The sequence below is a fragment of the Actinomadura sp. NPDC047616 genome, assembly GCF_040642915.1.
Taxonomy (GTDB): domain Bacteria; phylum Actinomycetota; class Actinomycetes; order Streptosporangiales; family Streptosporangiaceae; genus Spirillospora; species Spirillospora miaoliensis.
In genome coordinates this window covers 126694-139718 of the sequence record NZ_JBEYTB010000002.1, presented here as the reverse complement: position 1 = coordinate 139718, position 13025 = coordinate 126694, and the positions used below count along the sequence as shown (strand labels likewise).

The window sequence follows — 13025 nt, the reverse complement described above, 5'->3', positions numbered from 1 at the left end:
AAAGTAATGTTGATCTCGTGGGGGGAGATCAGGGGGACGGTGAACGCGGCTGCTGGGCGGGCCCGGGCGGGCTACGGGTCACCGCCGTCCGGCTGAGCGGCGCCCACCGGGTGTGGGCGGACGCCGCCGGCGTGCCCGCGGGGGTGCCGGGCGCGTTCCTCGTGACCGACGGAGGCGCCCGCGTCGGCCGCGGCTACTACCCGACCGTCGAGGAGTTGTCCGAGGTCGTGGACCTGGCGTCCCTGCGACCCTGCGATCCCGGCACCTGACCGAGGTGGCAAGCTTGAGCCCACGTTCGTACGGCTCGGTGGCGAGGAGGGTGCGGTGTCGAAGGAGTTCGACGTCGTCGTGGTGGGATCGGTCAACGCGGATCTGGTCGTCGGTGTCGAGCGGCGCCCGGCGCCCGGCGAGACCGTGCTCGGGTCCGACCTGGCCACGTATCCGGGCGGCGTGGGCGGCAACCAGGCGGCGGCCGCGGCGCGGCTCGGCGGCCGGGTCGGCATCCTGGCCCGGGTCGGCGACGACGGGCACGGCGAGTTCCTGCGCGGGGCGCTCGCCGACGCGGGGGTGCGGCTGGAGCACCTGCTCGTCACGCCCGGCCCGTCCGGCGTCGCCCTCATCACCGTGGGGCCGGACGGCGACAACAGCATCATCGTCTCGCCCGGCGCCAACGCCCGCCTCGCCCCGGACGACGTCGCCGCGGCACGCGACATGATCTCCTCGGCGGCGGTCGTGTCGTTCCAGCTCGAGACCCCCGTGCCGACCGTCCTGGCCGCCGCGCGGGCGGCCGCGGACGCCGGGGCGCGCGTCGTGCTGAACCTGTCCCCGCCCGCCCCCGTGCCGGGCGAGCTGCTGGCGCTGTGCGACCCGCTGGTGGTCAACGAGCACGAGGCGGCGTTCCTGCTCGGACGCGGCAGCGAGGAGAGGTTCGAGACCCCCTCGGCGATGGCCGAGGCGCTGCTGGAGCGCGGCCCCCGTTCGGTGGTCATCACACTCGGCGGGGACGGCGCGCTGACGGCGGACGCGTCCGGTGTGGTCTCCGTCGCGTCCCCCAAGGTGGAGGTCGTGGACACCACGGGCGCGGGGGACGCCTTCACCGCCGCGTTGTGCCTGCGCCTGGCCCATGGGGACGCCCTGGACGAGGCCGCGCGCTACGCGGCGCGGGTGGGGGCCGCGGCCGTCCGCAAGCCGGGCGCGCAGAGCTCCTACCCCACGGCGGACGACGAACTGCCGCTCTGATCGGCGTCCCGGCCGTTGCGCCGGCGGCGCCGCCGGACGGCCACCAGCGCGCCCACGGCGACGGCGAGCACGGCCGCCAGGCCGGCTGCCGCCAAGGGCGAGCGTCCGAAGACCTCCAGCCATCCCCACACCACCGCGTACCCGCCGACCACCCACGGCGGCGTCCACAGCAACGACCCCAGCGCCGAGGCCACCAGGTAGCGGGGCATGGGCATGCGGGTCACGCCCGCGCAGATCGGGATGGCGTGCCGGAGCCCCGCCACCCAGTGCGCCGCGAACACCGCCAGCGCCCCGCGCCGGGACACCAGACCCTCGACGCGGCGCAGGTGGTGTTCGCCGACCCGCCGCCCCACGCGCGAGGCGTAGACGCGCGGCCCCACCCCGCGGCCGATCCAGTAGTACGCCTGGCCGCGCACGAAGATGATGAGCACGGAGGCGATGACGGCGAGCCACAGCGGCATGCCCAGGAAGGAGTCACGCATCGCGTCCCCGTGCCTCCTCCCGGTCGCCGCGCACGGTCTCTTAGGTAAGCCTAACCATCGGGGCGGGATGCAGCGCGCCTCCGGAGCCGTTCCAGGTCGGCCGCCACGTCGTGGACGTCGGCCCCCAGGTCGAAGAAGCTGAACAGGAACAGGTCGTCGGCGGTCTCGATCTCCAGCAGCCGGGTGTGCAGCAGCAGGCGCCGCCGCTCGTCCACCCGGATCGCCGCCACCGCGGGCCAGGCCAGCCGGCGCCTCCCCGCGTACCCGCGCACCACGGTCACGCCCTCGGCGTCGGCGGCGACCCGTACCGGCGCCAGGACGTCCCGCAGGGCGAGCGCGGCCAGCCCGAAGGCGGCCACCCCCGCCAGCAGCAGGAACTGCCGGTCGCCGGACGACACCGCGGCCAGCGTCGCCACCACCACGGCGGCCCCCGCCTTGACCGCGATGTGCACCGGCGGCACCCGCCAGCTCCGCGGCGCCCCGCCTTCCTCGTTCACACCGGTCACGGTAGCAACGCTCCGGCACCCGTCACCGGACCACGGCGGGCTCCGGCGACGGGACGAAACGCATGATCCGTGCGATTGGGCGGCGCATCCGTCCGATAGCGTCTGGGCATGCGACTCGGCGTGCTGGACGTGGGCTCGAACACCGTGCATCTCCTGGTGGTGGACGCCCATCAAGGGGCGCGCCCTCTGCCCGCCTTCTCCCACAAGGAGGAACTGCGGCTGGCCGCCCATCTGGACGGCGACCGCCTGTCGGACGAGGGCGAGTCCCGGCTGAACGAGTTCGTCGACGAGGCGTTGCAGGTCGCCGAGGACAAGGGCGTGGAGGACCTGGTCGCCTTCGCCACCTCCGCCGTGCGCGACGCCGTCAACGGCGAGGAGGTGCTCGCCCGGATCCGCGCGCGGGCCGGCGTGGACATCCGCGCGCTGTCGGGCCCCGACGAGGCGCGGCTGACGTTCCTGGCGGTGCGGCGCTGGTTCGGCTGGTCCTCCGGACGCCTGCTGGTGATCGACATCGGCGGCGGCTCGCTGGAGATCGCGGCGGGCATCGACGAGGACCCGGACGTGGCGATCTCACTGCCGCTGGGCGCCGGGCGGCTCACCCGCGACCACCTGTCCGCCGACCCGCCGTCCCCCGACGAGCTGCGGGCGCTGCGCCGCCACGTCCGCGCCGAGATCGCCCGCCGGGTCGGCGACGTGGTGCGGTTCGGGCCGCCCGACCACGCCGTGGCCACCTCCAAGACGTTCAAGCAGCTGGCCCGCATCACCGGGGCCGCCCCCACGTCGGACGGCCCCTACGCCAAGCGGCTGCTGCACCATGCCGACCTGGTCGAGTGGACCGAGAAGCTGGCCCGCATGACCGTCGACGAGCGGGCCGACCTGCCCGGCGTGTCCGAGCAACGGGCGCCGCTGCTGCCCGCGGGGGCGATCGTCGCCGACGCCGTGATGGACCTGTTCGGCCTGGCGGAGCTGGAGATCTGCCCCTGGGCGCTGCGCGAGGGCGTCATTCTGCGCCGCCTCGACATGATCACCGGCTGAGGGCTCAGCGTCCGTTGGCGTGTCCGCCGAAGATCCCTCCGGGGGGCACGTGGAGCCCGCTCATCAGCTGCGAGACGGTCACGAACCGGTAGCCCTTCCGGGCGAGCCGGTTCAGGATGCGCGGGACGGCCTCCACCGTCGGGCGCCGAGTGTCGTGCAGGAGGATGACCGCGCCCGGGCGGGCCGACGACACGGTGCGGTCCGCGATCGCCCGGGGGTCGCCCGTGGTTTCGTCGTGGACGTCGACGTTCCACGTCGCCTGCACCAGCCCCAGGGACGCGGCGACCCGCCCCACCGTGCCGTTGGTCGAGCCGTACGGCGGCCGTAGCAGCCTCGGTGCGCGTCCCACGGCGCCGCGCACGATCTGCTGCGTGCCCTGCACGTCCATGTTGACCTGAAGGGCGGGCATGCGTCCCAGGTCACGGTGGTTCTGCGTGTGGTTGCCGATCTCGTGCCCCCCGGCGACCTGCCGGCGCAGCAGGTCGCGATGGACGACGGCGTTACCGCCCACCACGAAGAACGTGGCGCGGGCTCCGTGGGCGGCCAGCGTGTCCAGCAGCCGCCCCGTGTAGGGCCCGGGGCCGTCGTCGAACGTCAGCGCCACGCACTTGGCCCGGCGGCAGTCCACGGACGGGAGCGGCGTGGCCGACTGCGGGCCCAGGTTCGGCGCGCGGGACGGGAGGTCGGTGGGGGACGGGCTGCCGGACGCCCCCCGACGCAAGGCCAGCTTCGGCCGGTAGGCCAGGGCGGCCTGGCGCGCGCGCCGCCCGAAGTCCGACAGCAGCGGTCCGAACTCCGCGCCGTCCAGCACGACGGCGACCCGTCCGGCCGTCCCGGGCGCGATGGCGTAGTCGCTGAACTCCACCACCAGGTCGCCCTCGGAGTTGAAGCCCATGGAGGAGAACAGCCGGGGATCCGGCCGGACCCGCGCGGGGTTGGCCTGGCTGCCCACGTGCTCGCGGACCCGCTGCGCCAGCGCGGCCAGCCCGTGCGGCCCGTTCACCAGGTCGGCGGACGGGTGCACCGTCCGGGTGGCGTCGTCGTACCACAGCGTGCGCCGCGACTCGCCCCCCGTGGAGCCCAGGAACCGGGACGTCACCAGCCGGACCCCGACCACGTCGCCCGACGCGGCCGTCAGCGACCACTGGACGTTGAGCTCCGGCACGTCCCCGGCGGGCAACGGCGCGGTGCGGGCGGTCGCGGAGTCGAACGGGGCCACCTCCTCGTCCACGGCGGCGGCCAGCGCCTTCGTCAGCTCGGGCGCGCCGGGGACGTCCGGGTACCCGGTGAACACCCGGTGGCGCTCGTCCCGCTGGAGGCGCGTCACGGTGGTCATCCCGGGCACCGCGGCCGGGTCGGTGCTGCGGATCGTGGTGATGGAGCCCTCGGGCGCCGTGGTGTGCCTGCTCGGCTGTGCGGTGCATCCGGCGAGGACCACCGCCCCGAGCGCCGTCGCCGCGGCACCGTGCCGTAGGCCGGTCAGCCGCCGGCGCGTCCCGGACAACAGAGCACTCCCTCCGTAGGCGACGCTGGACGGTGTGGACGACGGTGGCCGCACCCTGACTCTGGCGAGCTCGCCTCAGAGCCGACGTGCCAGGTTAATGCCGAAATGGGCGATTAAACGGCTGGGTGCGGGGAACCCGGCGGATCTTTAAGGTGCGGGGGCCGGGATTTGACGAAGCGTTGACCTGCGCCGGAGGGTGGCCGTTCGGCGGCGCGTCTGCCATCGTGAGCACAGGAGGACCCGAGCCGCCCACCTGGCGGCAGCTCCCCGCGGGTCCCGGCGGCGGAGGGCGGGCCTCGCGGAGGCCACCCGGCGGTGAAAGGGGATCGCCATGGACGGCCCGCCGACCCCTGGCGCGGACCTAGGGCAAACCCGGCCGGACCTGCCGCCCCGGGTGGGCCGGTACCGCATCGAAGCCAAGATCGGCGAGGGCGGCATGGGCGCGGTCTACCTGGGCCGCGGCCCGGACGGACGGCCGGTCGCGGTGAAGGTGGTGCGTCCCGGGCTGGCCGGCGACCCCGCCTTCCTCGCCCGCTTCCGCGACGAGGCCCGCAACGCCGAGCGGGTCGCCGCGTTCTGCACCGCGCAGGTCCTCGAACACGGCGAGGACGACGGCGTGGCCTACCTGGTGACCGAGTACATCGAGGGCCCGTCGCTGCTGGGTCACGTCACCGACAACGGCCCGCTGTCGCCCGGCATGCTGCACGGCGTCGCGGTCGGCGTGGCCGCCGCCCTGGTCGGCATCCACGCCGCCGGGCTCGTCCACCGCGACCTCAAGCCCAGCAACGTGCTGCTGTCCATCTCCGGCCCGCGCGTGATCGACTTCGGGATCGCCCGCGCCCTGGACGCCGCCGCGTCCCACACCCGCACCGGCCAGGTCATCGGCAGCCCCGGCTGGATCGCGCCCGAGCAGATCCTCGGGCAACGCGCCACCCCCGCCGTCGACGTCTACGCCTGGGGCTGCCTGGTCGCCTACGCCGCCAACGGCCGCAACCCCTACGGGCAGGGCTCGTTCCAGCTCATGGCCGCCCGCGCCGTCCACGCCGAACCCGACCTGGGCGTGCTCACCGAACCTTTGGCGAGCCTCGTCCGCGGCGCCCTCGCCAAGGACCCCGCGCACCGCCCCAGCGCCCGCGACCTCCTTCTGTCCCTCACCGGGGGCGCTGGCACGGAAGCCGACGTCAACACGACCATCGACGAATCCTGGCACGCCCCCGCAACCCTCCATGAACCGGCGGCCGCCACCCCAAGCGCCCCCGCGCCCCTGCGGGAACCCGGGGCCGCCGCCCCAAGCGACCCCGCGACGCAGCGGGAAGCGGGGGTGGCTGGGCCGAGTGAATCGGCGACGGTCACGAGGGAGACCCAGGGGCGCCCTGTTCGGCGCCGTTCAACGCGTCCTTTCGTGCTCGCGGGCTTGGCTGCGCTCGTGACGGCCGTCACCGCAGGAGGCGTCGTGCTGCTGGTCGGGAACGGCGACGACGGCGCGTCCGACACCGGGGCGGCGACCCCGGGGGCGCTGCCGAAGGACCCCATGCTCGTCAGGGTCGACGCCCAGCCAGGGTGGCCCGGCACATGCCACGGCGACATCGGCACGTATGTCCCCGGCGCCGCCGCCCCCACGACGCTGGCGGACGGCCCGCGATGCGACACGCTCCCCGTATGGTCGCCGGACCGCAGGCGGATCGCGTTCACCCGGTCGGGCGGCGGCCGCACCGAGGCGTGGGTGATGAACGCCGACGGCAGCGATCCGCGCAAGGTCACCGACCGGATATCGGGCGGGCGCGTGACCTGGTCACCGGACGGCCGGCGGCTGGCGTTCATGGGCCGCGACAACGGCGTCGCGCAGATCTTCGTCATCACCGTCGGCGAGGCGACGCCGACACGGCTCACCGACGACCCCGCCGACAAGGACGACCCCGCGTGGTCGGCCACGGGGCGGCTGGCGTTCTGGAGCAAGCGCGGCGGCACCGAGCAGATCTACACGCTCGACCCGCGGCACCCCGACCAGCCGTGGACGAGGCTCACCGGCGACGGCGTCCGCGCCGTCGACCCCGCCTGGTCCTCGGACGGACGGCGCCTCGCCTACACGCGCGGCGCCTACCCCCAGGCCGACATATGGGTGGCGAACGCCGACGGCACCGGCGCCCACCGCGTCACCGCCGGCGCCGGACACGACATGGACCCCACGTGGTCACGGAACGGCGCGTGGATCGCCTACGTCAGCGGCCGCTACGCCGAGCCCCGCCTGCGCGCCGTACGCTCGGACGGCTCCGGCGACCAGCGCATCGTTCCCAACGCGACCTCCCTGGGGCACCCCGACTGGTCCTAGGCTCAGTGGAAGTTGCGGGCGCGGACGCGGCCGGGGACGGGAAGGCGGCGCAGCCGGGTGGCGCGGACGTTGGTGACCCCGTCGGCGCGCTCCAGGCGCCCGTTCACCAGCAGCGCCTGCGAGTCGACCGCCAGGCCCCGGTGCCGCTGGAACACCGCCGGCGGGCACACCACGTTGATGACGCCCGTCTCGTCCTCCAGCGTCATGAAGACGATTCCCCCAGCCGTCGGGGGTCGTTGCCGGTGGGTGACCAGGCCCGCCACCACCACATTGGTCTCGGTGGGCACCTGCGGGAGCCCCTCGGAGGGCACCGCGCCCAGCTCGTCCAAGGCTTCCCGCACGTGCGCCATGGGATGAGTGTGGGAGACCCCCGTGGCCCACAGGTCCGCCAAGGTCTCCTCCACGGGAGTCATCGCGGGCAGTGCCGGGGCGGTCGTCCCCGGGGTGGCGCCCTCCAGCTGGCCGGGGCCGCTCCCGGCGAGCGCGCCCGCCGCCCACAGGGCCTGCCTGCGCGCCAGGCCGAAACAGTCGAACGCCCCGGCCGTGGCCAGAGCCTCCAGTGCCGCCGCCGACAGGGGGACGCGCCGGGCCAGATCCTCCATGCTCGCGTAGGGGCGGCCTGCGGCGATGGACTCGGCGGTGTCCTCGCTCAGGTTGCGTATGCCTGACAGCCCCAGGCGGATCGCGGGCTGCGGTGCGCTGGGCGCATGCGGATGCTTCGACCGCACCGGCACGGGCTCCTCCAGGGTGGGGTGCGCACCGCTGGCGTTGATGTCCACGCCCCTCACCTCCACCCCGTGGCGGCGGGCGTCGGCCAGTAGGGACTGCGGCGTGTAGAAGCCCATCGGCTGGTTGCGCACCAGCGCGGCCGTGAACGCCGCGGGATGGTGCCGCTTGAGCCAGGCGCTGGCATACACCAGGTGCGCGAAGCTCTGCGCGTGCGACTCGGGGAACCCGAACCCGGTGAAACCGAGGATCTTCTCGTAGACGTCCTCGGCGATGTCGGCGGGGACGCCCCGCTCGGCCATGCCGCTCAGCAGCCGCTCCCGCAGCCGTTCCACCCGCTCCGGCGCCCGCTTGGCGCCCATCGCCTGCCGAAGCTGGTCGGCCTCGGCGGGGGAGAAGCCCGCGCAGTCCACGGCAAGCTGCATCATCTGCTCCTGGAACAGCGGGACGCCGAGGGTGCGCGCCAGCGCGTTCTCCATGAGCGGATGCGGGCACTCGGCGGGCTCGTCCCCCTTGCGGCGCCGCAGATACGGGTGGACGGAACCGCCCTGGATGGGGCCGGGCCTGATCAGCGCGACCTCCACCACCAGGTCGTAGAACTCGCGCGGCCTGAGCCGGGGCAGCGTCGCCATCTGCGCCCGCGACTCCACCTGGAACACCCCGACGGTGTCCGCGTCGCACAGCATGTCGTAGACCAGGGGGTCCTCCGGGGGGATGGACTGCAGGTCGTACCGTTCGCCGTGGTGTTCGGCCACCAAGTCGAAACAGTCGTGCAGGGCGGCCAGCATGCCCAGCCCCAGCAGGTCGAACTTGACCAGCCCCGCAGCCGCGCAGTCGTCCTTGTCCCACTGCAGGACGCTGCGGCCGGGCATCCGCGCCCACTCGATGGGGCAGACCTCCCCGACGGGCCGGTCGGCTATCACCATGCCCCCCGAGTGGATGCCCAGGTGCCGGGGCAACGTCAGCATGCGTTGCGCCAGCTCCGTCACCGCCTCCGGGATGTCGGCCTCCGCGCCGACCGGATCACGCGGATCGATGCCCCGCGACCAGGCGTCCTGCTGCCCGGGGGAGAACCCGAGCGCGCGCGCCGCGTCCCGTACGGCCATGCGCGGCCGGTAACTGATGACGTTGGCGACCTGCGCTGTGCACTCGCGCCCGTACTTTTCGTAGACGTACTGGATGGCCTCCTCACGGCGACGGTGCTCGATGTCCAGGTCGATGTCGGGCGGCCCGTCGCGCCCAGGGGAAAGGAACCGTTCGAACAACAGCCCGTGCCGCACCGCGTCCACCCCGGTGATGCCGAGCGCGTAGCAGACCGCCGAGTTGGCCGCCGAGCCCCGCCCCTGGCACAGGATGTCGCGGCTACGGCAGAACTCCACGATGTCGTGCACGATGAGGAAGTAGCCGGGGAAGCCCAGCTCCTCTATCACGTCCAGCTCTTTGGCGATCTGGGCGTACGCGCCCGGGGTGCGTTCCCGTTCGGGCGGCCCGTACCGTTGCCGTGCCCCCTCCGCCACCAGGTGCCGCAACCAGCTCGCTTCGGTGTGGCCGTCCGGGACGGGCCAGTCCGGCAGGCGCGGCGCCACGACGGCGAAGTCGAACACGCATTCCCGGGCCAGTTCCACAGTGCGCTCACGCACCCCGGGGAACCGCGCGAGCCGCACCGCCATCTCCGCCCCACCGCGCAGATGCGCGGTACCACTGGCGGGCAGCCACCCCACCATGTCGTCCAGGCTGCGCCGCGCACGCACGGCGGCCAGGGCCTGTGCCAGGCGCGCGTCCGCGCCGGGCGCCGCGAAGTGCACGTTGTTGGACGCCACCGCCGCCACGCCCACACGGGCCGCCAGTTCGGCCAAGGCGTCGTTACGCGGATCGTCGTCCGGATGGTCGTGGTCGACCAGCTCGACGAACACATTGCCCCGGCCGAACATGTCCACCAGCCCGCGAAGTTCCCGCTCCGCGGCCTCCGGCCCCTGCCGCTGCAGCGCGGTGGGCACCGCCCCCTTGCGGCACCCGGTCAGCACGGCCCAATGACCGCCGTGGGCGTCGGCGAGCGCCTCGACGTCATAGACGGGCCGCCCCTTCTCCCCGCCCGCCAGTTGCGCCGCGGTGATGGACGAACACAGCCGCGCGTAACCCTCCGGGTCTCGCGCCAGCACCAGCAGGTGCCGGCCCGCCGGATCGGGCTCACCCGTCTGAGGCCCGGGCAGCCCCAGGCTCAGCTCAGCCCCGAACACCGTCCCGATGCCCGCCTCGGACGCCGCCTGCGCGAACTGCACCGCCCCGTACATCCCGTCGTGGTCGGTGAGCGCCATGGCCTCCACTCCCAGCCGCGCCGCCTCCGCCACCAGAGCGGCCGGGTCGCTCGCCCCGTCCAGGAAGCTGAACGACGAGTGGCAGTGCAGCTCTGCCCAGGGCACGGCGGCAGGCTGCACAGCCCTTGCCGCCGCCCGCTCCGGCACCGCCTGAGCCTGCGCGGCCGGCCTCTCCTGCCCCCACGACAACCGCCGTTCGAATTCGCGCCACGGAATCGGCGGATTACTCCAGCCCACGCCGTCCGCCCCGCTCACTCGTACACGGCCTCCACATGCCAGCGACCCCCTTCCACCGCCAGCAGGTAGGCGTGCCCCTCCGCCGTGACGACCTGGAACCGGGCCCGACGCCGCGCGCGCTCGGCGTCCCACCAGTACTCGGTCGCGGGCCAGGGCCCCGTCCACGCCGTCACCCGCTCGGCCCTGCCGCCCTCCACGGCGACATGCGCGGGCGGCGCCGACACCGCACACCGCGCCGACACCCCCACGGCCTCACCCGAGGCGTCCGTGACCGCCGCGGAACGCGGCACCGGAGGGACCACCGCCGGAGCCGGGCCCCCGATCCGCCCCGGCCACGGACCGTCCGGAACCCCCGCCGGAGGCAGGTCACCGACCGGCACCCGCGTCACCCGCTCACCCGGGCCCCGGCCGCCGGTCACCACGGGCCGGGTGACGCCCCGGTGGCCGAGCAGCGCCTGGATCCGGTCCACCGCCCGCGCGATGCGCTCGGTCACCGTGGACCGCCCCCACAGCGCCTCCTGCCTGCCCTCGTCCGGGACGAGCTGGTCCGGAGCCAGCTCCAACCACGCGACGCCTCCCCACACGGCGTCCACGGCCTCCTCAGGCGCCCGCCAGGCCGACAGCTGCCACCGGACCCGCTCGGCCACCGCCAGCGCCGACAGCGCCCCGTCATGCCGCCACAGCCTGCGCAGGACGCCGCCGTCGGCGAACCCGGCCGTCACCTCCAGCCGCACGCAGGTCAGCCCGCCCGCGGCCATCCCCTCGTGCAGCTCGGCGGCCAGCCGCTTGGCCGTGAACACCACCTGCTCGGCATGCGCGGCGGGCGGATCGAATTCCTCCCGGACCGACAGGTCGGCGGTCGCGGGGGCCGGCGCCACCGGACGCGGCTCCTCACCCCGGGCCAGCCGGTGCGCCAGCGCCCCGTCCGCCCCGAACCGCCCCGCCACGTGCCCGGACGGCAACGCCGCGAACGCCCCCAGCGTCCGGACGCCCAGCCGCTGCAGGAGGTCGGCCAGCTCCGGCCGGTCCAGCACCGACAACGGATACGGCGCCAGGAACGCCGCCGCCCCGCCGGCAGGGACCACGACTCCGCCCCCGCCAGAACGCGCGGCCAGTTCCGCGGCGAACAACCCGTCCGCTATGCCCACCCCACAGTCGAACCCCGCCTCCACCACGGCGTCCTGAACCAGCAGCCGCAGAGACTCCTCGCCGCCATAGAAACGAGCGGCACCACGCGCCGGGACGGCGCACAACCCCGGGCGCACCACCTCCACCTTGGGAGCGAGCTCGGCCACCGCCTCGACCACGCTCTCGAACAGCCGCCCCTCGGCGTCACTGTCGCGGTCCCGCACCACCACATCCGGACAGCGCCGCTGCGCGTCCCGAATCCGCTGCCCCCGCCGCACGCCCGCGGCCCGCGCGGCGGAACTGCACGCCGCCACCCGGCCCTCCACCACCACGGCCCCCGGCGTCGCGGCGTCGATCCCCACCGCAGTGACCGGCCAGTCCGGACACCACACCACCAGCACCCGGCTCATCCCACGACCTCCAGGGCGGGCCGCATGGTCGTCTCGGCGGTCACCGTCCCGTCCGGTCCGGGCAACCACACCCAGGCGCTGCGCCCGCCCTCGCGCCCCTCGGCCACCACACGGGCGAGCCGCGCACTCAGCAGACCGTGCCCGTCACCCACGCCCGCCCACTCCGCCTTGCCCACGCGCAACCGCAACTGGACTCCCGGCCACTGACGCCCGTACGGCCCCGACAACGCCAGCACACAGCCGTGCCTGCGGGCCAGCGCCGACAGCCGCCGCACAGCCGCGCCCGAAGGGACCGCCGGGGGACGCAACAGCACCAGATCAACGGCCTCGACAAGCGCCGCCACCACATCCGGCCACCGCTCACCGGGCTCGTCCACCAGAAGCAGCCGTTCGGGCTCCGCGCCCATCCCCGCGGCCGCCAGCACCCCGAAGTCAGGCATGCCCACCACGCCGCACCAACCGCCCTGCCCCTCAACACCCCCGTACTTCGACACCCCCGCGACCAGCGCAACACCCAGTGACGCGAATCCGTCCACCCCCACAACAGACCCCGCCCGCAGGCCCCCGCCGGGAACGACATCGCGCAACGCGGGCAGCACGGGCACTGTCTCCGCCGACACCGCCGACCCAGGCCGCACGCCCGCCCAGCCATCCGGCGCCCCGGACGCAGGCGCAGCCGCGTGCGTCAGCGGCGCCTCCTGCGTCCCCGTCGGCCGCACGTAGGCGCTCCGCAGGGCCCCCACCGGGGAAGCCCCCGGATCCGCCCGCGGCCCGTCCTGCGACGGCGCGCCCCCCGCCGCCGGGTGCTCGACGGCACCGGACCGCACCGACGCCAACTCCGCCACGGTCCCTCCCGCCCACGATCGCGCGCCCCCGGATCACCGCCACCAATGTCGAACACAGGTTCGATGCATGTCAAGTTATCCCAGGTCACACCGCATCCCCGCGCCGCCCGGCCCCCATCGCGCAACCCCCGGCGCCATAGGCCTTCCCGCGGCCAGAGCCCCGCCTCAAAATTCCTTCACCCGACCGCCCTGCCGGCATCCGCCCAGCCCTCCCGAATCCCTACGCCCACGCCAACATCCCCGACCGGTGAAACGACCGAACGCCGGAC

The 13025-nt window shown here is 74.6% G+C and carries 10 protein-coding genes; 4 read left to right on the top strand and 6 right to left on the bottom strand.

The features are described from left to right. Window positions 1–17 precede the first annotated feature (17 nt). The gene (locus ABZ801_RS04970) at window positions 18–269 is read left to right on the top strand and encodes a hypothetical protein (RefSeq protein WP_360692987.1); all 252 of its coding nucleotides are present in this window, start codon (window positions 18–20) and stop codon (window positions 267–269) included. Window positions 270–324: 55 nt separating this feature from the next. Then, a complete protein-coding gene (locus tag ABZ801_RS04965; RefSeq protein ID WP_360692984.1) occupies window positions 325–1239 on the top strand; it encodes a ribokinase in 915 nt (304 codons plus the stop codon). Here the strand turns inward: ABZ801_RS04965 and ABZ801_RS04960 are convergent. Then, window positions 1206–1721: a DedA family protein gene (locus ABZ801_RS04960; RefSeq protein ID WP_360692981.1), complete on the bottom strand. Its 516-nt coding sequence runs from the start codon at window positions 1719–1721 to the stop codon at window positions 1206–1208. The genes ABZ801_RS04965 and ABZ801_RS04960 overlap by 34 nt on opposite strands. A 50-nt stretch (window positions 1722–1771) precedes the next feature. Next, the gene (locus tag ABZ801_RS04955) at window positions 1772–2218 is read right to left on the bottom strand and encodes a PH domain-containing protein (protein WP_344958606.1); all 447 of its coding nucleotides are present in this window, start codon (window positions 2216–2218) and stop codon (window positions 1772–1774) included. A 117-nt stretch (window positions 2219–2335) separates the two neighbouring features. Here ABZ801_RS04955 and ABZ801_RS04950 point away from each other — a divergent pair, with 117 nt between their 5' ends. Beyond that, a complete protein-coding gene (locus tag ABZ801_RS04950; RefSeq protein ID WP_360692977.1) occupies window positions 2336–3262 on the top strand; it encodes a Ppx/GppA phosphatase family protein in 927 nt (308 codons plus the stop codon). Window positions 3263–3266: 4 nt separating this feature from the next. Here ABZ801_RS04950 and ABZ801_RS04945 read toward each other — a convergent pair whose 3' ends face one another. Continuing rightward, window positions 3267–4766 (bottom strand): polysaccharide deacetylase family protein, encoded by a 1500-nt coding sequence (locus ABZ801_RS04945; protein ID WP_360692974.1) that lies wholly within the window; start codon window positions 4764–4766, stop codon window positions 3267–3269. A gap of 331 nt (window positions 4767–5097) precedes the next feature. On the opposite strand from ABZ801_RS04945, the gene ABZ801_RS04940 reads away from it, so the two are divergent. Next, window positions 5098–7095, top strand: coding sequence for a protein kinase (locus ABZ801_RS04940; RefSeq protein ID WP_360692971.1), 1998 nt, complete (start codon window positions 5098–5100; stop codon window positions 7093–7095). Window positions 7096–7097: 2 nt separating this feature from the next. On the opposite strand, the gene ABZ801_RS04935 is transcribed toward ABZ801_RS04940, so the two are convergent. From ABZ801_RS04935 to ABZ801_RS04925, 3 genes are all read right to left on the bottom strand, one after another. Then, window positions 7098–10241: an error-prone DNA polymerase gene (locus tag ABZ801_RS04935; RefSeq protein WP_360692968.1), complete on the bottom strand. Its 3144-nt coding sequence runs from the start codon at window positions 10239–10241 to the stop codon at window positions 7098–7100. A gap of 146 nt (window positions 10242–10387) precedes the next feature. Next, window positions 10388–11911, bottom strand: a complete 1524-nt coding sequence (locus tag ABZ801_RS04930; RefSeq protein ID WP_360692965.1) for a DNA polymerase Y family protein — start codon at window positions 11909–11911, stop codon at window positions 10388–10390. Further along, window positions 11908–12351, bottom strand: coding sequence for a hypothetical protein (locus tag ABZ801_RS04925; protein WP_360692962.1), 444 nt, complete (start codon window positions 12349–12351; stop codon window positions 11908–11910). The genes ABZ801_RS04930 and ABZ801_RS04925 overlap by 4 nt, the downstream gene beginning before the upstream one ends. Window positions 12352–13025 lie beyond the last annotated feature (674 nt).

Excerpts from the sequence above, each read along its gene's own strand:
- ABZ801_RS04960 (WP_360692981.1), bottom strand. The coding sequence starts at position 1,721 with ATGCGTGACTCCTTCCTGGGCATGCCGCTGTGGCTCGCCGTCATCGCC.
- ABZ801_RS04950 (WP_360692977.1), top strand. The coding sequence starts at position 2,336 with ATGCGACTCGGCGTGCTGGACGTGGGCTCGAACACCGTGCATCTCCTG.
- ABZ801_RS04940 (WP_360692971.1), top strand. The coding sequence starts at position 5,098 with ATGGACGGCCCGCCGACCCCTGGCGCGGACCTAGGGCAAACCCGGCCG.
- ABZ801_RS04930 (WP_360692965.1), bottom strand. The coding sequence starts at position 11,911 with ATGAGCCGGGTGCTGGTGGTGTGGTGTCCGGACTGGCCGGTCACTGCG.
- ABZ801_RS04925 (WP_360692962.1), bottom strand. The coding sequence starts at position 12,351 with ATGCCTGACTTCGGGGTGCTGGCGGCCGCGGGGATGGGCGCGGAGCCC.